Source organism: Pseudomonas sp. JAI115 (assembly GCF_014200835.1).
Taxonomy (GTDB): domain Bacteria; phylum Pseudomonadota; class Gammaproteobacteria; order Pseudomonadales; family Pseudomonadaceae; genus Aquipseudomonas; species Aquipseudomonas putida_A.
Genome location: NZ_JACHCY010000006.1, coordinates 173,519 through 194,355, shown reverse-complemented (window position 1 = coordinate 194,355; position 20,837 = coordinate 173,519). Strand labels below are relative to the sequence as shown.

At 60.7% G+C, this 20,837-nt stretch carries 18 protein-coding genes; 13 read left to right on the top strand and 5 right to left on the bottom strand.

Going from position 1 to position 20,837, the window contains the following annotated elements:
* Window positions 1-94: 94 nt before the first annotated feature.
* Both HDC30_RS16315 and HDC30_RS16310 read right to left on the bottom strand, forming a co-directional pair.
* Window positions 95-2,200, bottom strand: coding sequence for a molybdopterin oxidoreductase family protein (locus HDC30_RS16315; RefSeq protein ID WP_183783997.1), 2,106 nt, complete (start codon window positions 2,198-2,200; stop codon window positions 95-97).
* Window positions 2,201-2,334: 134 nt separating this feature from the next.
* Entirely contained in the window at window positions 2,335-2,625 is a 291-nt protein-coding gene (locus HDC30_RS16310; RefSeq protein WP_027612069.1) for a hypothetical protein, read from the bottom strand.
* Between the two features lie 404 nt (window positions 2,626-3,029).
* On the opposite strand from HDC30_RS16310, the gene argF reads away from it, so the two are divergent.
* Both argF and HDC30_RS16300 read left to right on the top strand, forming a co-directional pair.
* Entirely contained in the window at window positions 3,030-3,950 is a 921-nt protein-coding gene (argF, locus tag HDC30_RS16305; protein ID WP_095136949.1) for an ornithine carbamoyltransferase, read from the top strand.
* The gene (locus tag HDC30_RS16300; RefSeq protein ID WP_096795147.1) at window positions 3,947-5,056 is read left to right on the top strand and encodes an ABC transporter ATP-binding protein; all 1,110 of its coding nucleotides are present in this window, start codon (window positions 3,947-3,949) and stop codon (window positions 5,054-5,056) included. The genes argF and HDC30_RS16300 overlap by 4 nt, the downstream gene beginning before the upstream one ends.
* A gap of 121 nt (window positions 5,057-5,177) precedes the next feature.
* Here the strand turns inward: HDC30_RS16300 and HDC30_RS16295 are convergent, their stop codons facing one another.
* Together HDC30_RS16295 and ybaK are read right to left on the bottom strand one after the other, a co-directional pair.
* A complete protein-coding gene (locus tag HDC30_RS16295) occupies window positions 5,178-5,960 on the bottom strand; it encodes a PhzF family phenazine biosynthesis protein (RefSeq protein WP_027612072.1) in 783 nt (260 codons plus the stop codon).
* Between the two features lie 95 nt (window positions 5,961-6,055).
* Entirely contained in the window at window positions 6,056-6,526 is a 471-nt protein-coding gene (gene ybaK, locus HDC30_RS16290; protein ID WP_097086054.1) for a Cys-tRNA(Pro) deacylase, read from the bottom strand.
* Between the two features lie 362 nt (window positions 6,527-6,888).
* On the opposite strand from ybaK, the gene HDC30_RS16285 reads away from it, so the two are divergent.
* From HDC30_RS16285 to HDC30_RS16235, 11 genes are all read left to right on the top strand, one after another.
* Window positions 6,889-7,740 (top strand): MIP/aquaporin family protein, encoded by an 852-nt coding sequence (locus tag HDC30_RS16285; protein WP_027612073.1) that lies wholly within the window; start codon window positions 6,889-6,891, stop codon window positions 7,738-7,740.
* Window positions 7,741-7,818: 78 nt separating this feature from the next.
* A complete protein-coding gene (gene glpK / locus HDC30_RS16280; RefSeq protein ID WP_095136946.1) occupies window positions 7,819-9,321 on the top strand; it encodes a glycerol kinase GlpK in 1,503 nt (500 codons plus the stop codon).
* 95 nt (window positions 9,322-9,416) lie between these two features.
* The gene (locus HDC30_RS16275) at window positions 9,417-10,172 is read left to right on the top strand and encodes a DeoR/GlpR family transcriptional regulator (protein WP_007916700.1); all 756 of its coding nucleotides are present in this window, start codon (window positions 9,417-9,419) and stop codon (window positions 10,170-10,172) included.
* Between the two features lie 322 nt (window positions 10,173-10,494).
* Window positions 10,495-12,030 (top strand): glycerol-3-phosphate dehydrogenase, encoded by a 1,536-nt coding sequence (gene glpD, locus HDC30_RS16270; protein ID WP_115988991.1) that lies wholly within the window; start codon window positions 10,495-10,497, stop codon window positions 12,028-12,030.
* A 493-nt stretch (window positions 12,031-12,523) separates the two neighbouring features.
* Window positions 12,524-13,450, top strand: a complete 927-nt coding sequence (locus tag HDC30_RS16265) for a glutamate/aspartate ABC transporter substrate-binding protein (protein WP_027612076.1) — start codon at window positions 12,524-12,526, stop codon at window positions 13,448-13,450.
* Window positions 13,451-13,640: 190 nt separating this feature from the next.
* Entirely contained in the window at window positions 13,641-14,387 is a 747-nt protein-coding gene (locus HDC30_RS16260; RefSeq protein WP_183783995.1) for an amino acid ABC transporter permease, read from the top strand.
* Complete coding sequence (locus HDC30_RS16255) at window positions 14,387-15,058, top strand: amino acid ABC transporter permease (protein ID WP_007963949.1); 672 nt, start codon at window positions 14,387-14,389, stop codon at window positions 15,056-15,058. Before HDC30_RS16260 ends, HDC30_RS16255 begins: the two co-directional genes overlap by 1 nt.
* The gene (locus HDC30_RS16250) at window positions 15,055-15,789 is read left to right on the top strand and encodes an amino acid ABC transporter ATP-binding protein (RefSeq protein WP_007963947.1); all 735 of its coding nucleotides are present in this window, start codon (window positions 15,055-15,057) and stop codon (window positions 15,787-15,789) included. The genes HDC30_RS16255 and HDC30_RS16250 overlap by 4 nt, the downstream gene beginning before the upstream one ends.
* 219 nt (window positions 15,790-16,008) lie before the next feature.
* Entirely contained in the window at window positions 16,009-17,910 is a 1,902-nt protein-coding gene (locus HDC30_RS16245) for a sensor histidine kinase (protein WP_183783993.1), read from the top strand.
* On the top strand, window positions 17,907-19,235 hold the full coding sequence (locus HDC30_RS16240; RefSeq protein ID WP_183783991.1) for a sigma-54 dependent transcriptional regulator: 1,329 nt from the start codon (window positions 17,907-17,909) through the stop codon (window positions 19,233-19,235). The genes HDC30_RS16245 and HDC30_RS16240 overlap by 4 nt, the downstream gene beginning before the upstream one ends.
* Window positions 19,236-19,243: 8 nt before the next feature.
* The gene (locus tag HDC30_RS16235; RefSeq protein ID WP_178083237.1) at window positions 19,244-19,573 is read left to right on the top strand and encodes a GlpM family protein; all 330 of its coding nucleotides are present in this window, start codon (window positions 19,244-19,246) and stop codon (window positions 19,571-19,573) included.
* Between the two features lie 177 nt (window positions 19,574-19,750).
* Here HDC30_RS16235 and HDC30_RS16230 read toward each other — a convergent pair whose 3' ends face one another.
* Window positions 19,751-20,770, bottom strand: a complete 1,020-nt coding sequence (locus HDC30_RS16230; protein WP_027612081.1) for an alpha/beta fold hydrolase — start codon at window positions 20,768-20,770, stop codon at window positions 19,751-19,753.
* Window positions 20,771-20,837: the final 67 nt, after the last annotated feature.

Genomic DNA, 20,837 nt, shown 5'->3' with positions numbered 1-20,837 from the left:
GCACCTCGGCTGAACTTTCCGACTCATGGGTCGGCACGGTGACGCATTGTAACGGAATCCCGAGCGCCATGCTCGGTCTCCCCGACGGTCACGTTCAGGCCGCCGCCACCGTCACCGGTACGCCATTGAGCGCGGCGTTACCCGACAACTCGTCGAGCTGGCATTCATCGGTCAGGTCGTTGGCACTCGATCCCGGCTGCCCACTGGCGATTGCCATTTGCACGCCCGGCCGAGCATGTCCCCAACCGTGCGGCAGGCTGACCACGCCCTTCATCATGTCCAGACTGCCGAGCACCTCGACCTCGATCTGCCCTACCCGCGAGCTGACGCGAACTAACTGACCATCGTTGAGCCCACGGCTGGCGAGGTCATCCGGGTGCATCAGCAATTGATGCCGTGGCTTGCCCTTCACCAGACGATGGTAGTTATGCATCCACGAATTGTTGCTGCGCACATGGCGCCGGCCGATCATCAGCAGCTCATCGGCCGCCGGCGCCTGCAAGGCCGCAAAGCGTGCGAGATCAGCGAGAATTTCCGGCGGCGCAGCCTGCACCCGTTGATTTGGCGTCTTGAGGCGTGCAGCCAGATTAGGCTTCAACGCCCCAAGATCAATCCCGTGCGGATGATCGAACAACGTCGCCAATGACAGCTTTTGCTCGGACGCATCGCCATACAGGCCCATGCGCAGGCCCATGTCGATCATCTTCGCCGGCGGCATCGTCGGTTTCAGCTCCTTGCCGGTCTTCTCGGCAAACGCCTTGGCCAGGCCGACGAAGATCTCCCAGTCGTGCAATGCGCCCTCAGGCTTGGCGAGAATCGCCCGGTTGAAGCGAGTGACGTTGCGCACCGCGAACAGGTTGAACGTGGTGTCGTAATGATCGTTCTCCAGCGCCGAGGTCGACGGCAGGATCAAATCGGCGTAACGCGTGGTTTCGTTGATGTACAGGTCGATACTGACCATGAACTCCAGGCCGTCCAGCGCCTGCTCCAGTTGCCGGCCGTTCGGAGTCGACAATACCGGATTGCCGGCCACGGTGATCAGTGCGCGAATCTGCCCTTCGCCTTCGGTGAGCATCTCTTCGGCCAGCGCCGACACCGGCAACTCGCCGCCGTACTCGGGTCGCCCGGAGACCCGGCTTTGCCATTTGTTGAAATGCCCGCCCGAGGTCGATGCCACCAGATCCACCGCAGGCTCGGTGCACAACGCTCCGCCAACCCGGTCGAGGTTGCCGGTGACCAGATTGATCAACTGCACCAGCCAGTGGCACAACGTGCCGAACGCCTGAGTCGAAACGCCCATGCGCCCGTAGCACACCGCGCTCGGTGCCGCCGCGAAATCGCGCGCTAGTTGGCGGATCTGCTCGGCTGGCACGGCGCAAAGCGGGCTCATGGCTTCGGCAGTAAACGTGGCGACGGCTGCGCGCACTTCATCAAGGCCATCAACCGGCAAGTGACTGTCACGGGTCAGGCCTTCGCTGAAAAGCGTATTGAGTAAGCCAAACAACAGCGCCGCGTCGCCACCCGGCCGCACAAACAAGTGCTGATCGGCGATAGCTGCCGTTTCGCTGCGCCGTGGATCGACCACCACCACTTTGCCGCCGCGGGCCTGAATCGCCTTCAGGCGTTTCTCGACATCCGGCACGGTCATGATGCTGCCGTTGGATGCCAGCGGGTTGCCGCCGAGGATCAGCATGAAATCGGTGTGATCGATGTCCGGAATCGGCAACAGCAAACCGTGGCCGTACATCAGGTAACTGCTCAGGTGATGCGGCAACTGATCGACCGAAGTCGCCGAGAAGCGGTTGCGCGTCTTCAGCAGCCCGAGAAAGTAATTGCTGTGGGTCATCAGCCCATAGTTGTGCACGCTCGGGTTGCCCTGGTAGACCGCCACCGCATTCTGCCCGTGACGCTCTTGAATCGCCGCCAGACGCTCGGCCACCAGCGCAAACGCCTCGTCCCACTCGATCGGCAGCCATTCGCTGCCGACCCGGCGCATCGGCTGGCGCAGACGGTCGGGATCGTTCTGGATATCTTGCAGGGCTACGGCCTTGGGGCAGATGTGCCCACGACTGAACGTGTCAAGCGCGTCACCCTTGATCGAGGTGATCGCGACGTTGCCATCGGTTTCGGTGGTCTCGATGGTCAGACCGCAGATGGCTTCGCACAGGTGGCAGGCACGGTGATGGAGAGTCTTGGTCATGGCCAGTCTCTGTCTTGTTCTGGGCAGGCAATCAGGCCCGCGGGAACAAAACTATGGCCCCGGCGCAGATCCTGCGCCAGCGACGTTCGTCTTGTGAATCGACGGTTATCAGGCGAGCCGATACACCGCCATGCTCAGTTCGACGGCAGCTGCGGCGGCGCGGCCAACTGAATTTCCTGAATGGTTTCGATCTGCTCGTGGGCGACATGCACGCCGGTGAGTTCGCCGATCAACCGCCAGTGCTCGTCGAGCCCGGCACTGATGGTCGCCATGCGATCGATCATGTGGCGGCCGGCGGTCTTGACCACTTCGTCCTCGCTGCGCAGCAGCTCGAAAGACATCGAAGTGACCGACGCGGTGAGATGGGTCAGTGAGCGAGCTGTGTGGCCCAGCAGTTCCATTAACAGTTTTTCTTTCGATTCCATGCGGAGGCTTCCTGCGTCGCTCGAAACTTATTTATAACCCAGCACTTTGCTTTAGCAAATGTTTCAGTCTGAGCATCCGACCAAGTGATGGCATGGCGCCACGCTCGTAAACCGACCTGGTCGACGTGATCCCCGCCACGCCGCATTGCCAAGCCCCGCGAGGCCGGTGTACAAAGAGGCTCGCTGCTGTCCTGAACCCGGCTTCAAATGCGCGGCTGTAACATCCAGTGCGCTCTCCGAATCCCGCAAAAATCGTAGCCTATTGGCGTAACGCGACATTTAGTGTCAATATCGCGCCTTCCCCTATTTCGTCGCCCCGTGCGGCTTACGCCGCAGGTCTCGCCCGTTGTTCCGTTAAACAAGGCTTTGAGCATCTGCGGTCTGTAGCAAAAAGGTAGTCAATGATGAGCGCAAGGCACTTTCTCTCCCTGATGGATTGCACGCCCGAAGAGCTGGTCAGCGTGATCCGTCGAGGCGTTGAGCTCAAGGACCTGCGTAACCGCGGCGTACTGTTCGAGCCGCTGAAAAACCGCGTCCTGGGGATGATCTTCGAGAAATCCTCGACCCGTACCCGGATCTCCTTCGAGGCCGGCATGATCCAGCTCGGTGGCCAGGCGATCTTCCTCTCGCCACGCGACACCCAGCTGGGCCGTGGCGAGCCGATCGGCGACTGCGCCATCGTCATGTCGAGCATGCTCGACGCGGTGATGATCCGTACCTTTGCCCACAGCACCCTGACCGAATTCGCCGCCAACTCGCGCGTGCCGGTGATCAACGGCCTGTCCGATGACCTGCACCCGTGCCAGTTGCTGGCCGACATGCAGACCTTCCTTGAGCACCGTGGCTCGATCCAGGGCAAGACCGTGGCCTGGATCGGCGACGGCAACAACATGTGCAACAGCTATATAGAAGCGGCGATCCAGTTCGACTTCCAGTTGCGCGTTGCCTGCCCGCAGGGCTACGAGCCTAATCCGGAATTTGTCGCCCGCGCCGGCGATCGCGTGACCATCGTCCGTGATCCGCAAGACGCCGTGCGCGGTGCGCATCTGGTGAGCACCGATGTCTGGACTTCGATGGGTCAGGAAGAGGAAACTGCCAAGCGCCTGAAGTTGTTCGCTCCGTTTCAGGTGAACCGCGCCCTGCTCGATCTGGCGGCCGAAGATGTGCTGTTCATGCACTGCCTGCCGGCGCACCGCGGTGAAGAAATCAGCCTCGACCTGCTTGATGACCCGCGTTCCGTCGCCTGGGATCAGGCAGAAAACCGTCTCCACGCACAGAAGGCCCTGCTCGAGTTCCTCGTCGAACCGGCATATCACCACGCATGAGCCATGAATTACTGCTGAACCTGCGCAACCTCGCTTGCGGCTATCAAGATCAACGCGTGGTGCAGAACCTCAATCTGCACCTCAACGCCGGTGACATCGGCTGCCTGCTCGGCTCGTCCGGCTGCGGCAAGACCACCACCCTGCGCGCGATTGCCGGTTTTGAACCGGTGCACGAAGGTGAAATCACCCTGGGAGGCGAAACCATTTCCAGCGCCGGTTTCACCCTGGCGCCGGAGAAACGCCGGATCGGCATGGTGTTTCAGGATTACGCGCTGTTCCCGCACCTGAGTGTTGCAGACAACATCGCCTTCGGTATCCGCAAGCACCCGAACAAGGAGCGCGTCACCGAGGAGCTGCTGGAACTGGTCAATCTGAAGAATCTAGGCAAGCGCTTTCCCCACGAGTTATCGGGTGGCCAGCAACAGCGTGTCGCCCTAGCCCGGGCACTGGCGCCGGAGCCGCAATTGCTGCTGCTCGACGAGCCATTCTCCAACCTCGATGGCGAACTGCGGCGCAAGCTCAGCCACGAAGTGCGCGACATCCTCAAGGCCCGTGGCACCAGCGCGATTCTGGTGACTCACGATCAGGAAGAAGCCTTCGCCGTCAGCGATCATGTTGGTGTATTCAAGGAAGGTCGCCTGGAGCAATGGGATACGCCCTACAACCTTTACCATGAGCCGGCGACGCCGTTTGTCGCCAGCTTCATCGGTCAGGGTTATTTCATCCGCGGCCAGCTCGGCAGCCCGGAATCGGTTCAGACCGAACTCGGCGAACTGCGCGGCAACCGGGCCTACACCTGGCCGGTGGGCGGTGCGGTGGATGTATTGCTGCGTCCGGATGACATCGTTTATGCGCCGGACAGCGGGTTGAAAGCGCGGATCGTCGGCAAGACGTTCCTGGGTGCCTCGACCCTGTATCGCCTGCAACTGCCGACCGGTGCGCAGCTGGAATCGATCTTCCCGAGCCATGCCGACCATCAGGTGGGTGCGGAGGTGGGAATTCGGGTCGCCGCCGAACACCTCGTCCTGTTCCAGGCCAGCGGCAGTACCGCGGCACAAATCCCGGCGGTGGAAAACGGCGTCCGCCGCTACAGCGCCGCCCTCTGATCCGCCCCGGATCAAAACTGTGGGAGCGGGCTTGCTCGCGAATGCGCTGTGTCAGTCAACGAAGAGGTCGTCTGACACCCCGCATTCGCGAGCAAGCCCGCTCCCACATTTGGTTTTGGGTTCAACCCAGGATCAGCGTGCCGCTGGCCACCAGCGTCGCATTCCCGCCGATCTTCACCCGCTCCCCCTCCAGCCGACAGAACAACTCCCCGCCCCGCGCCGAACGCTGGCACGCGGTCAAACTGGATTTGCCCAAACGTTTCGACCAATACGGAATCAGGCTGCAATGCGTCGATCCAGTGACCGGATCTTCATTGATGCCGATCGCCGGGGCGAAGTAGCGCGAGACGAAATCGTGCTGATTGCCGCGCGCGGTCACGATGGCGCCGAGCCACGGCAGTTTTGCCAGTGCAATCATGTCCGGCGTGCAGTCGAGCACTGCCTGCTCCGACTCCAGCACCACAAACAATTCATTGGAACCGAGCACATCCACCGCCTCGACGCCCAGCGCACGCTCGACATCCAGCGTCACGCCAATTTCTGACGGCACAATCGACGGGAAGTCCAGCCACAGACGATCGCCCTCGCGGCTGACGCTAAGCGGCCCGGACTTGCAGATGAAGTCCAGTCGCTCGGCATTTTCCTTGTAGACCTCGAACAACACATAGGCGCTGGCCAGTGTGGCATGCCCGCACAGCGGCACCTCGGTGGTCGGGGTGAACCAGCGGATGTGCCACGCCGCGCCTTCGCGCACCACGAACGCGGTTTCTGCCAGATTGTGTTCGGCAGCGATCTTCTGCATCAAATCGTCCGCGAGCCATGCATCGAGCCGATACACCATCGCCGGGTTGCCACTGAACGGCCGATCACTGAACGCATCAACCTGATGAAATTCGAGCTGCATAACCTTCTCCCTGAGTGAGTCGGCAGAGCATGCAGCCACGCTGCGCTCAGCGCCAGTGACAGAACCGGGCAATTTTCTTCATACAGAACGCAAGTTCATGCACGACCGATGTCGGCAAATTTGGCTTGGGTGTGTTCAGCCAGAACCGCCGGCGCCAATTCGACTTCCAGGCCACGTCGGCCAGCACTGACATAAATAGTCGCAAAGCCTTGGGCCGAGTTATCGATGAAGGTGCGCAGACGCTTCTTCTGCCCCAGCGGACTGATGCCGCCCAACAGGTAACCGGTGGATCGCTGTGCCGCAGCCGGGTCAGCCATTTCGACTTTCTTGACGCCCGCCGCGTGTGCCAGACCTTTGAGATCAAGACTTCCGACGACCGGCACCACCGCCACCAGCAATTCACCTTTTTCGCTGGCAGCGAGCAGCGTCTTGAACACCCGCGCTGGCTCCAGCGCCAGTTTCTCGGCGGCCTCCAGCCCATAGGACGCGGCCTTGGGGTCATGTTCGTAACTGTGCACGCGATGTTCGGCACGAACTTTTTTCAACAAGTCCAACGCAGGGGTCATGGCAGCTCCAGGCTCGGCATCAACAGAAAAATCCTGCGCCGGATTCTAGGCCATCACCTCGCAAAAGGCTCTAGCGCAGGCCCCGTTTTCCGGGTGTTGCAGGTGAATCACCGGGCTATCGCCCCCGTCCTCCGCAGGATCATTCAGCAGGCTGATAGTTTAATTGTGACCGATTGTTCACTTTCGACCTTTGACAGGTTTGTTTCTTGTCTATATTTTTTCGAATCTGAATAATGTAAGAATTATCATCACCGCAGCACCCAGCAGTAAACCGGGAACAGGATGGGGATCCTGCCCCGGGGAAAATCGCGCCTTGCCCTGACGGCAAACGCGCCAGACAACAACAAAAATCGAGGTTTTCAATGACAACTGCTTTACAGCAACCATCGCTTTCCGGCCAATGCCTGGCCGAGTTTCTGGGGACTGCACTTCTGATCTTTTTCGGCACTGGCTGCGTCGCCGCGCTCAAAGTCGCGGGCGCCAGCTTCGGTCTGTGGGAAATCAGCATCATCTGGGGCGTCGGCGTGAGCATGGCGATCTACTTGACCGCCGGGGTTTCCGGCGCGCACCTGAACCCCGCCGTGAGCATTGCCCTGAGCATTTTCGCCGACTTCGAAAAGCGCAAACTGCCGTTCTATATCCTGTCGCAGATCGCCGGCGCGTTTTGCGGTGCGCTGTTGGTGTACACGCTGTACAGCAATTTATTCTTCGATTACGAACAAACTCACCACATGGTGCGTGGCACCGCTGCCAGCCTTGAGTTGGCCTCGGTGTTCTCGACCTTCCCCAATCCGGTACTGTCCACCGCTCAGGCATTCCTGGTCGAGATGATCATCACCGCGATCCTGATGGGCGTGATCATGGCCCTGACCGATGACAACAACGGTCTGCCGAAAGGCCCGATGGCTCCGCTGCTGATCGGTTTGCTGATTGCCGTAATCGGCAGCTCGATGGGCCCGCTGACCGGTTTTGCGATGAACCCGGCGCGTGACTTCGGTCCGAAACTGATGACTTTCTTCGCCGGCTGGGGTGAAATTTCCTTCACTGGCGGCCGCGATATTCCGTACTTCCTGATTCCGATTTTTGCACCGATTGTCGGTGCCTGCCTCGGCGCTGCCGGGTATCGCGGGCTCATCGCCCGTCACCTGACCGGCGCCACACCTGCTACAAAGGATGCAGAACCGGCCATTGACGGCAAACCAAGAACTTCTTGAAACAGTCGGCGCGGGCTCCTGCCCATTTCGAACCCGCGCCCCGGCCCACTCTCCCTTATTTAGTCCAAGGCAATCGACATGACCGACATTCAGAATAAGAACTACATCATTGCCCTCGATCAGGGTACGACCAGCTCCCGCGCGATCATTTTCGACCGCGATGCGAACGTGGTCTGCACCGCCCAGCGCGAATTCGCCCAGCACTACCCGCAAGCCGGTTGGGTCGAGCACGATCCAATGGAAATCTTTGCGACCCAGAGCGCGGTGATGGTTGAAGCACTGGCACAGGCCGGTCTGCATCACGATCAGGTCGCCGCCATCGGTATCACCAACCAGCGTGAAACCACCGTGGTCTGGGACAAGACCACCGGTCGTCCGGTGTACAACGCAATCGTCTGGCAGTGCCGCCGCAGCACCGAGATCTGCCAGCAGCTCAAGCGCGATGGCCACGAAGAGTACATCCGCGACAACACCGGTCTGGTTACCGACCCGTACTTCTCCGGCACCAAGCTGAAGTGGATCCTCGACAACGTCGAAGGCAGCCGCGAGCGTGCGCGCAATGGCGAACTGCTGTTCGGCACCGTCGATAGCTGGCTGATCTGGAAATTCACCGGCGGCAAGGTACACGTCACCGACTACACCAACGCCTCGCGCACCATGCTCTTCAACATCCATTCGCTGGAGTGGGATTCGAAGATGCTGGAAATCCTCGACATCCCGCGCGAAATGCTCCCGGAAGTCAAAGCCTCTTCGGAAATCTATGGTCGCACCAAGAGCGGCATCGCCATCGGCGGTATCGCCGGTGACCAGCAAGCGGCACTGTTCGGCCAGATGTGCGTCGAGCCGGGCCAGGCGAAAAACACCTACGGCACCGGCTGCTTCCTGCTGATGAACACCGGCGACAAAGCGGTGAAATCGCAACACGGCATGCTCACCACCATCGCTTGCGGCCCGCGTGGCGAAGTGGCTTACGCTTTGGAAGGCGCGGTGTTCAACGGCGGTTCGACCGTGCAGTGGCTGCGCGATGAACTGAAGATCGTCAACGACGCTCACGACACCGAATACTTCGCCAATAAAGTGAAGGACAGCAACGGCGTGTACCTGGTACCGGCCTTCACCGGTCTGGGCGCTCCGTACTGGGACCCGTATGCCCGCGGTGCACTGTTCGGTCTGACGCGCGGCGTGCGCGTGGATCACATCATCCGCGCTGCGCTGGAATCGATCGCCTACCAGACCCGCGACGTACTCGACGCCATGCAACAGGACTCCGGCGAACGCCTCAAGGCCCTGCGCGTGGACGGCGGCGCGGTCGCGAACAACTTCCTCATGCAGTTCCAGGCCGACATCCTCGGCACCCAGGTCGAGCGTCCGCAAATGCGCGAAACCACTGCACTCGGGGCGGCGTATCTGGCCGGTCTGGCGTGCGGTTTCTGGGGCAGCCTCGACGAACTGCGCGGCAAGGCCGTGATCGAGCGTGAGTTCGAACCGAGCCTGGAAGAAGTCGAGAAAGAGAAACTGTACAAAGGCTGGAAAAAAGCCGTCAGCCGCACCCGTGACTGGGCGCGTGAAGACGCTGAATAAGCCAACCTTCAGAGACTGATAGGCAACTAACTGGTCGGGAGCGGATTCCTGCGGCATCATGGGCAAATTTTGCACGGCAGCCCAAAGGAAGCCCCATGAATCTGCCTCCCCGTCAGCAGCAAATCCTCGAGCTGGTCCGCGAACGCGGCTATGTGAGCATCGAGGAAATGGCTACGCTGTTCGTTGTTACCCCGCAAACCATCCGCCGCGATATCAATCAGCTCGCGGAAGCCAATCTGTTGCGCCGCTACCATGGCGGCGCGGCCTATGATTCCAGCGTCGAAAACACCGCCTATGCGATGCGCGCCGACCAGATGCGCGACGAAAAACAACGCATTGGCGAAGCCATCGCCGCGCAGATCCCCGATCACGCCTCGCTGTTCATCAACATCGGCACCACCACCGAATCCATTGCCCGCGCCCTGCTCAATCACAACCATCTGAAGATCATCACCAACAACCTGCACGTCGCCTCGATGCTCAGTGCCAAGGATGATTTCGATGTGCTGCTGACCGGCGGCAACGTGCGCCGTGACGGCGGTGTGGTGGGTCAGGCGAGCGTGGACTTCATCAACCAGTTCAAGGTCGATTTCGCACTGGTGGGTATCAGCGGCATCGACGAAGACGGCAGCCTGCTCGACTTCGATTATCAGGAAGTGCGCGTGTCGCAGGCGATCATTGCCAATGCTCGGCAGGTGATTCTGGCGGCGGACTCGAGCAAGTTCGGGCGCAATGCGATGATTCGATTGGGTCCGATCAGCCTGATCGACTGCCTGGTGACCGATCAGCAGCCAGTGCCGGCACTGGCGCAACTGCTGAGCCAGCACAAGATTCGTCTGGAAGTCGTTTAAACCCTCAACATTCCCATGTGGCGAGGGGATTTATCCCCGATGGGCTGCGAAGCAGTCCCAAAACCATCCAATGCGGTGTGCCTGATACCCCACGGTAGTTGATTGAGGGGCCGCTATGCGGCCCATCGGGGATGAATCCCCTCGCCACAAAAAGCATCCCTCGACTCAATAATGTTCGAAAATTTTCTTTTAGCCGCCCTTCGATGAGTTTTTTCAATCGAACGCGACTGGCTGCGCGCGTCTTTATGGGCTACCATTTTCGCAAATGAACATTTATGTTCGATTTCCAAGACAGAAAATCAAAAGAGCCCGAGGCCAGCCGATGTCCACATCTACCTTGCGTACGCCCCCTATCTCCGAGATCTACGACGTTGCCGTGATTGGCGGCGGGATCAATGGCGTGGGGATCGCAGCGGATGCCGCCGGTCGCGGGCTTTCGGTGTTCCTTTGCGAAAAGGATGACCTGGCCAGCCACACCTCGTCGGCCAGCAGCAAGCTGATCCACGGTGGCCTGCGCTACCTCGAACATTACGAATTCCGTCTGGTGCGTGAAGCGCTGGCCGAGCGCGAAGTGCTGCTGGCCAAGGCGCCGCACATCGTCAAGCCGATGCGTTTCGTGCTGCCGCACCGTCCCCACCTGCGCCCGGCGTGGATGATCCGCGCCGGTCTGTTCCTCTATGACAACCTCGGCAAGCGTGAAAAGCTGCCAGGTTCGAAAAGCCTGAAGTTCGGTGCCGACAGCGCATTGAAAAGCGAAATCACCAAAGGCTTCGAATACTCCGATTGCTGGGTCGATGACGCCCGCCTCGTCGTTCTGAACGCCATGGCCGCCCGGGAAAAAGGTGCCCACGTACACACCCAGACCCGTTGCGTCAGCGCCCGCCGCGCCAAGGGCCTGTGGCACCTGAATCTGGAACGCGCCGACGGCAGCCTGTTTTCGATCACTGCCAAAGCCTTGGTGAACGCCGCCGGCCCGTGGGTCGCCAAGTTCATCCGTGACGACCTGAAAATGGAATCGCCGTACGGCATCCGCCTGATTCAGGGCAGCCACATCATCGTGCCGAAGCTGTACGAAGGCGATCACGCGCACATCCTGCAAAACGAAGATCAGCGCATCGTCTTCACCATTCCATACCTGAACCACTTCACCCTGATCGGCACCACCGACCGTGAATACACCGGCGATCCGGCGAAAGTGGCAATCACCGACGGCGAAACCGATTACCTGCTGAAAGTGGTCAACGCGCACTTCAAGCAGCAGATCAGCCGCGACGACATCCAGCACAGCTACTCGGGCGTGCGTCCACTGTGCAACGACGAATCCGACAACCCGTCCGCCGTGACCCGCGATTACACCCTGGCATTGTCTGGCGGTGGCGAAGAAGCACCGCTGCTGTCGGTGTTCGGCGGCAAACTGACCACCTACCGCAAACTCGCCGAGTCAGCGATGGCCCAGTTGATGCCGTACTTCACCCAGATGCGCCCGAGCTGGACCGCCACCGCGACCCTGCCCGGCGGCGAAGACATGACTACGCCGCAAGCCTTGAGCGCGCAGATCCGCGACAAGTTCGATTTCGTCCCGACCGAGATCGCCCGCCGCTGGGCCACCACCTACGGCAGCCGCACCTGGCGCATGCTCGAAGGCGTGGAAACCCTCGCCGACATGGGCGAACACATTGGTGGCGGGCTCTACACTCGCGAGGTCGATTACCTGTGCAGCGAAGAATGGGCCACCACGGCGCACGACATCCTGTGGCGTCGCAGCAAACTGGGCCTGTTCACTACCCCGGCCGAGCAAGAGAAACTGGCGGCCTACCTGGGCAAGGTCGAGCAGAACCGCAAGATTGAAGCGGCGTGATTTGAACATCGCTTAAACGAAAGCCCCTGAATTGAGAGATTCAGGGGCTTTTTGCTGCGTGACTTACTTTGCCTGCCACTAACCCTGTGGCGAGGGGATTTATCCCCGATGGACTGCGAAGCGGTCCTCGCCTTTGCGCTGAAAGAAGGCCGCTTCGCGACCTATCGGGGATAAATCCCCTCGCCACAAGGGAATGTGGGCTCGAACGATCATCAATATGAGGGCAGCGATTAAAAGAGCGTTCGGATTTCCGAACGCGACCTCCCGGTCGATTCGGATAACCGGATCAGTTTCATCGAAAAACACCGACACAAAACTTTAATCACCTTATAAATCAAGCCATTAGCCACTATCGACTGCTCTGGCACGACTCATGCTCTACACTCTCTCGACGAATGCCTGCCGTGCCAACACTTCAGGAGCCGTCAGGCATTCGAAGCACAAAAGGGCCGACGAACTGGCTCCATAAAAAAAACAATTCGAGGAAAATTTGATGCGCATCGTTCCCCATATCCTGGGCGCAGCCATTGCGGCCGCTCTGATCAGCACTCCAGTTTTCGCCGCCGAACTCACCGGCACCCTGAAGAAAATCAACGATTCCGGCACCATCACCCTCGCTCACCGCGACAGCTCCATCCCGTTTTCCTACATTGCGGATGCTTCCGGCAAGCCAGTGGGCTACTCCCACGACATTCAAGTGGCCATCGTTGAAGCCCTGAAAAAAGACCTGAACAAGCCAGACCTGCAGGTCAAATACAACCTGGTGACCTCGCAAACCCGTATCCCGCTGATCCAGAACGGCACCGCGGATATCGAGTGCGGTTCCACCACCAATAACGCCGAGCGCGCCCAGCAAGTCGACTTCACCGTCAACATCTTCGAAATCGGCACCCGTCTGCTGGTCAAGAAAGACAAGGATGGCAACCCGTCCTACAAAGACTTCGCCGACCTCAAAGGCAAAAACGTCGTGACCACCGCCGGCACCACGTCCGAGCGCATCATCAAAGCGATGAACGCCGACAAGCAGATGGGCATGAACATCATCTCCGCCAAGGACCACGGTGAATCCTTCAACATGCTGGAAAGCGGCCGCGCCGTTGCCTTCATGATGGACGACGCCCTGCTGGCCGGCGAAGAAGCCAAGGCCAAGAAGCCGGACGACTGGGTCATCACCGGTACTCCGCAATCGTTCGAAGCCTACGCGTGCATGGTTCGCAAAGACGACCCGGCCTTCAAGAAGGCTGTGGATGACGCCATCGTCGGCCTGTACAAATCCGGCAAGATCAACGAGATCTACAAGAAGTGGTTCGAAACCGCGATTCCGCCAAAGGGCCTGAACCTCAACTTCCCGATGAGCGACAAGGTCAAGGAACTGATCGCCAACCCGAGCGACAAGCCGGCGCCTGACGTAAAAATCTGATTCCTGACTAACCTTATCCCCTGAGGGAGCCACCCTCCCTCAGGCGTCTGTTACCTGCTGGTTTTACAGTGGAACACTCGACCTGGCGGTTTTCGAGCCGATCGCGTGTGCCCGGCGTTCAACGTCGGACGGGAAAGGATCTTCCCCAAGCGGGTGCTTGTACATCGATCGATTTCGAGGGGAGACCCTAATGAATTACAACTGGGACTGGGGCGTGTTCTTCAAGTCCACCGGCGTGGGCAGCGAGACTTATCTCGACTGGTACATCGCCGGCCTGGGCTGGACCATTGCCATCGCCATCGTGGCATGGATCATCGCCTTGCTGCTGGGCTCCATTCTGGGGGTCATGCGCACGGTGCCGAACCGCCTCGTATCGGGCATCGCCACCTGCTACGTCGAACTGTTTCGCAACGTGCCGCTGCTGGTGCAGCTGTTCATCTGGTACTTCCTGGTGCCCGATCTGCTGCCGCAGAACCTGCAGGACTGGTACAAGCAGGATCTGAACCCGACCACCTCGGCCTACCTGAGCGTGGTCGTATGCCTGGGTCTGTTCACCGCCGCCCGGGTCTGCGAGCAAGTGCGCACCGGCATCCAGGCGTTGCCACGCGGCCAGGAATCCGCCGCCCGCGCCATGGGTTTCAAGCTGCCGCAGATCTACTGGAACGTGCTGCTGCCCCAGGCCTACCGCATCATCATTCCACCGCTGACCTCGGAATTCCTCAACGTGTTCAAGAACTCCTCCGTGGCGTCCTTGATCGGCCTGATGGAACTGCTGGCGCAAACCAAACAGACCGCCGAGTTCTCGGCCAACCTGTTTGAAGCCTTCACCCTGGCCACGCTGATCTACTTCACCCTGAACATAAGCCTGATGTTGCTGATGCGCATGGTCGAGAAGAAAGTCGCAGTGCCCGGCCTGATCTCCGTGGGGGGTAAATAATGGACTTCGATTTCAGCGGCATCATCCCCGCGATCCCCGGCCTGTGGAACGGCATGGTCATGACCTTGCAACTGATGGTCATGGGCGTGATCGGCGGCATCGTGCTGGGGACGATCCTCGCACTGATGCGCCTGTCGTCCAGCAAACTGCTGTCGCGCGTCGCCGGCGCCTACGTGAACTACTTCCGCTCGATCCCACTGCTGCTGGTGATCACCTGGTTCTACCTGGCGGTGCCGTTCGTGCTGCGCTGGATCACCGGCGAAGACACCCCGATCGGCGCGTTCACCTCCTGCGTCGTGGCTTTCATGATGTTCGAAGCCGCGTACTTCTGTGAGATCGTCCGGGCTGGCGTGCAGTCGATCCCCAAAGGCCAGATGGCCGCGGCCCAGGCGATGGGCATGACCTATGGCCAGACCATGCGTCTGATCATCCTGCCCCAGGCGTTCCGCAAGATGACCCCGTTGCTGCTGCAACAGTCGATCATCCTGTTCCAGGACACCTCGCTGGTCTACACCGTGGGCCTGGTGGACTTCCTCAACTCCGCCCGCTCCAGCGGCGACATCATCGGTCGTTCCAACGAGTTCCTGATCTTTGCCGGTGTCGTCTACTTCATCATCAGCTTTTCCGCCTCGCTGCTGGTCAAGCGTCTGCAAAAAAGGTTTGCCGTATGATCTCCATCAAGAACATCAACAAGTGGTATGGCGACTTCCAGGTGCTGACTGATTGCAGCACCGAGGTCAAGAAAGGCGAAGTGATCGTGGTCTGCGGTCCGTCGGGTTCGGGCAAGTCGACCCTGATCAAGTGCGTCAACGCGCTGGAGCCGTTCCAGAAAGGCGACATCGTCGTCGACGGCACCTCGATTGCCGACTCCAAGACCAACCTGCCGAAACTGCGTTCGCGCGTCGGCATGGTGTTCCAGCATTTCGAGCTGTTCCCGCACCTGACCATCACCGAAAACCTGACCATCGCGCAGATCAAGGTGCTGGGCCGCAGCAAGGAAGAGGCGACCAAGAAAGGTCTGCAACTGCTGGAACGCGTCGGTCTGTCGGCACACGCCCATAAGCACCCGGGGCAACTGTCCGGCGGTCAGCAGCAGCGTGTGGCGATTGCCCGTGCGCTGGCGATGGACCCGATCGTCATGCTGTTCGACGAACCGACCTCGGCGCTCGACCCGGAAATGGTCAACGAAGTGCTCGACGTGATGGTGCAACTGGCCCACGAAGGCATGACCATGATGTGCGTGACCCACGAAATGGGCTTCGCGCGCAAAGTGGCTGACCGCGTGATCTTCATGGACGCCGGCAAGATCATCGAAGACTGTCCGAAAGAGGAGTTCTTCGGCGACATCAGCGCCCGCTCCGAACGCGCGCAGCACTTCCTCGAGAAAATCCTGCAGCACTAAAAGCAACAGACTGAACTCTGTGGTGAGGGAGCTTCTGTGGTGAGGGGATTTATCCCCGATGGGCTGCGAAGCGGCCCCAGCATTCCAAAGTCAGACCGCATGCAATGGTTTGACGACTGCTGCGCAGCCGATCGGGGATAAATCCCCTCGCCACAGAGTCCACCTCGAAACCAGCGCGGATTCACCAATAAGTGTGGTGGTTGACCCAAGGCAACTGTGATGAAATGCGACCCCAATCTCTATCGCGCAGCGCCGCCATCACTTGCCGTGAAGCCCCGTCTGATTCGCCATCTGTTCCTGCCGCCGCTGATCATCATCCTGATGATCGGACTGGGTTACATCGGCTACTGGACCAGTGAACATTTCGGCATCCGCAGCCTCAGCGAAAACGGCCAGCGTCAGCTCGAACTGCACGCGCGCACCGTTGAAAGCGAGATCAGCAAATACACCTACCTGCCCAGCCTGCTGGAACTGGAAACCAGTGTCCCGCAATTGCTGGCCGACCCGACCCCGGAACACCGGCAAACGGTCAATGCTTACCTTGAAGGCCTGAACCGGCGCAGCCGCAGTCGGGCCATCTACGTGATGGACACCACCGGCCGCGTCATGGCCACCAGCAACTGGCGCGACGTCGACAGTTATCTGGGGGAAGACCTGTCCTTTCGCGCCTATTTCCAGAACGCCGTGCGCGGCGAACCCGGACGTTTCTACGGCATCGGCAGCACCAGCGGCGAACCCGGTTATTACCTCGCCCACGGTCTGGAAGAACACGGCAAGATCATCGGCGTCGCCGTGGTCAAGGTGCGCCTCGAAGCGCTGGAAGAGCGCTGGCAACGCGCCCGCCTGGAAGCCTTCGTCAGCGACGAGAACGGCATTATCATTCTTTCCAGCGATCCGGCGCGGCGCCTGAAATCGGTGGTGCCGCTGAGCGATGAAACCAAAGAGAAGCTCGCGCGCAGCCTGCAGTATTACTGGTTCCCGCTCAACGAACTGCAACCGCTGGCCCGCGAAACCCTGGCCGACGGTGTGGAGAAACTGACCTTCCCGGCCAACAGCGAACTGAGCGCCGATGACGACAGCATCAGCTATCTGGCGCAGACCCGGCCGCTGAGCGACACGCCATGGAATTTCACCCTGCTCACGCCGTTGCAGGACTTGCGTCGTGAAGCGATCAATCAGGGCATCCTGGTGGCCGTGGCCTTCGCGCTGGTGGCGTTCCTGCTGATCGCCTGGAACGAGCGGCGCAAGGTCATCGCCACCCGCCTCGCCGCCCGCGAAGCCTTGCAGGAAGCCAACAATCAACTGGAGCGTCGGATTACCGAACGCACCGGCGATCTGCGCGCCAGCAACGAACGGCTGAAGAGCCAGATCCGCGAACGGCGCCAGGCCGAAGAAACCTTGCGCCGCGCTCAGGACGAACTGGTGCAGGCCGGCAAACTCGCGGCCATCGGCCAGATGTCGACCAGCATCGCCCACGAACTGAACCAGCCGCTGGCGGCGATGCGCACCCTGTCCGGCAACACCATTCGCTTTCTGGAACGCGGCCAGCTCGATGTCGCCAGCACCAACCTCAAGACCATCAACGACCTGATCGACCGCATGGGCCGGATCACCGCCAGCCTGCGCTCGTTCGCCCGGCGCGGCGACAATGAAGGCCAGGCCAGTCTCGGCAAAGCGGTGGACGCGGCCCTGCAACTGCTCGGCGCGCGGGTCGAGGGCATGGCGCTGCAACTGCACCGGCAGTTCAGCGACGTACAGGTGCAGATCGACCAGACCCGCCTCGAACAGATTCTGGTCAACCTGATCGGCAACGCCCTCGACGCCATGCAGGCGCAACCTTCACCGCAGCTGTGGCTGGAAGGCGAAGAGTTCAACGGCAAATATCGCCTGCGGGTGCGCGATAACGGCCACGGGGTCGATGCCGAAGCACGCAAGCATCTGTTCGAGCCGTTCTTCACCACCAAACCCGGCGAACAGGGTCTGGGCCTAGGCCTGACCCTCTCCGCCAGCCTCGCTGCCGCCACCGGCGGACACCTGGGTGTCGAACACCCGGCCAGCGGTGGCACCACCTTCGTCCTCAGTTTACCGTTGGTAAGCCCTACTCCTGCCGAGCCAATATGAACCACGACCTTAGTGTGCTGATCGTCGAAGACGACCCCCATGTGCTGCTCGGCTGCCAGCAGGCGCTGACCCTGGAAGACATTCCCTGCATCGGCGTCGGCAGTGCCGAAGAAGCGCTGGAGCAGGTCGGCGACAACTTTGCCGGGATCGTCATCAGCGACATTCGCCTGCCCGGCATCGATGGCCTGGAACTGCTGACGCGCCTCAAGGCGCGCGACCGCAGTTTGCCGGTGGTGCTGATCACCGGTCATGGCGACATCTCCATGGCGGTCGGCGCGATGCAGAAAGGCGCCTACGATTTCATGGAGAAACCGTTCTCGCCGGAGCGCCTGGTGGACGTCGCTCGTCGCGCACTGGAACAACGCAGCCTCGCCCGGGAAGTGTCTTCGCTGCGTCGGCAACTGGCCGAACGCGATTCCCTCGAAGGCCGGATCATCGGGCGCTCGCCAGCCATGCAGAACCTGCGCGAACTGATCGCCAACGTCGCCGACACCTCGGCCAACGTATTGATCGAAGGCGAGACCGGCACCGGCAAGGAACTGGTCGCCCGTTGCCTGCACGACTTCAGTCGTCGGCATGCCAAGCAGTTCGTCGCGCTGAACTGCGGCGGCCTGCCGGAAAACCTCTTCGAAAGCGAGATCTTCGGTCATGAGGCCAACGCCTTCACCGGTGCCGGCAAACGGCGCATCGGCAAGATCGAACATGCCGACGGCGGCACGCTGTTCCTCGATGAAGTGGAAAGCATGCCCCTGCCCTTGCAGATCAAACTGCTGCGGGTGTTGCAGGAACGCACCCTCGAACGCCTCGGTTCGAACCAGAGCGTGGCGGTGGATTGCCGGGTGATTGCGGCGACCAAATCCGACCTCGACGAAGCGAGCAAGGCCGGCGAGTTTCGCAGCGACTTGTACTACCGCCTCAACGTGGTGACGCTGGAGCTGCCGCCGCTGCGCGAGCGCCGTGAAGATATCCTGCAACTGTTCGAACACTTCACCCAGCAGTCGGCGCTGCGTTTCGACCGGGTATTGCCCGAGCTGGACAACCAGACCCTGTCGAACCTGATGAGCCACGACTGGCCGGGCAACGTGCGTGAGTTGCGTAACGTCGCCGAGCGCTTTGCCCTCGGCCTGCCGGCGTTCAAGAAGTCCGGCGCCAGCAGCGGCGGTCAGGGGCTGGCGTTCGCCGAAGCGGTGGAAGCCTTCGAGCGCAACCTGCTCAATGACGCCTTGCAACGCAGTGGCGGCAACCTGACCCAGGCCAGTCAAGAACTGGGCATGGCCAAGACCACGCTGTTCGACAAAGTGAAAAAGTACGGGCTGAGCCACTGATGGATCTGATACTCAAAGCAGCACTCGGCGCGGCGGTGGTGCTGATCCTCGCCGCGCTGTCGAAGACCAAAAACTATTACATCGCCGGACTGGTGCCGCTGTTTCCGACCTTCGCCCTGATCGCCCACTACATCGTCGGCAAAGGTCGTTCGATCGACGATCTGAAGGCGACGATTGTGTTCGGCATGTGGTCGATCATTCCGTACTTCATCTATCTGGCGACGCTGTACGTGATGGTTGACCGCATGCGCCTGGAGGCTTCACTGGCGGTGGCGGTGGTCGCGTGGCTGATCGCGGCGACCGTGCTGGTCACGGTCTGGGTGCGCCTGCACAGCTGATCACAGCCTTGGCTTCACTCAGGATCTGCCGGCTCGCCCTGGATACACCTGCCTACTCATTGAGTGACAGTGATGGCCCCTTCGCGAGCAAGCCCGCTCCCACATTTGAAATGCGCTCCCCTTGTGGGAGCGGGCTTGCTCGCGAAGAGGCCCGAATCAACACCGCCAAAACCTCAGCTACAGCAGGTTGCCGCTTGCCACCGGCTCGATCTGCGCCCAGTGCGAGGTGTCTTCACGGTGCTCTTGCAAATACGGCAAAACCGCCGCCAGCAATGGCGCCTTGAACGCCTCCTGAAAGCGATGAGCCAGCCCCGGAATCAGCTTCAACTGACTGCCACGAATGTGCGCCGCCAGATGCACGCCGTGCATCACCGGCAACAGCGGATCGGCCGTGCCGTGCACCACCAGGGTCGGCACCCGCAGTTGATTGAGCAAGGCCACCCGGCTCGGCTCGGCAAGTATCGCCATGATCTGCCGTTTCACACCTTCAGGGTTGAACGCCCGGTCGTAGGCTACCGCCGCCTGATGCAGCAACGCTTGCCGGTCATCGGTGACCGCCGGGCTACCGAGCGCCGCCAGCAGATCGGCCTGCTGCTCCAGCGCCACCTCGCGATTCGGCGCACCACGCCGCGCCAGCAATTGCACGAGCGCCGCACTGGGCGCCGGCAAACCTTCGGCGCCGGAACTGGTCATGATCAGCGTCAGACTCTCTACCCGCTGCGGTGCCATCGCCGCCAGATGCTGGGCGATCATCCCGCCCATGCTCGCGCCCAATACGTGAAACTGGTCGATGTGCAACGCGTCCATCAAGCCCAGCGCATCGTCGGCCATGTCCGTCAGCGAATAGGGCGCCGACACCGGCAAGCCGAGTTTGTAGCGCAGCACTTCAAAGGTCAGGTTGGCCTCGACCGGGGCCTGCCGCCAGGTCGACAGGCCGACATCGCGGTTGTCGTAGCGGATCACCCGAAAGCCCTGCTGACACAGCGCAACCACCACTTCGTCCGGCCAATGGATCAACTGACCACCCAGGCCCATGACCAGCAACAGCGCCGGATCCGAGGCACGGCCGATGCTCTGGTACGCCAGGCTCACCTGTGCCAGATCGACCCGTTCAGTCGGTACATTGACGTCGCAACGCGAAGCCGCCATCGACGGCAGGCCGAACAACAGCGCGGCCAACAGAAAAAATAAACGCATGAAGAAACACCGAAACGCAGAACCCCAGTAGAGCGCGAGTCTGATGAAGTTTGTTCAAGCGCGCTGC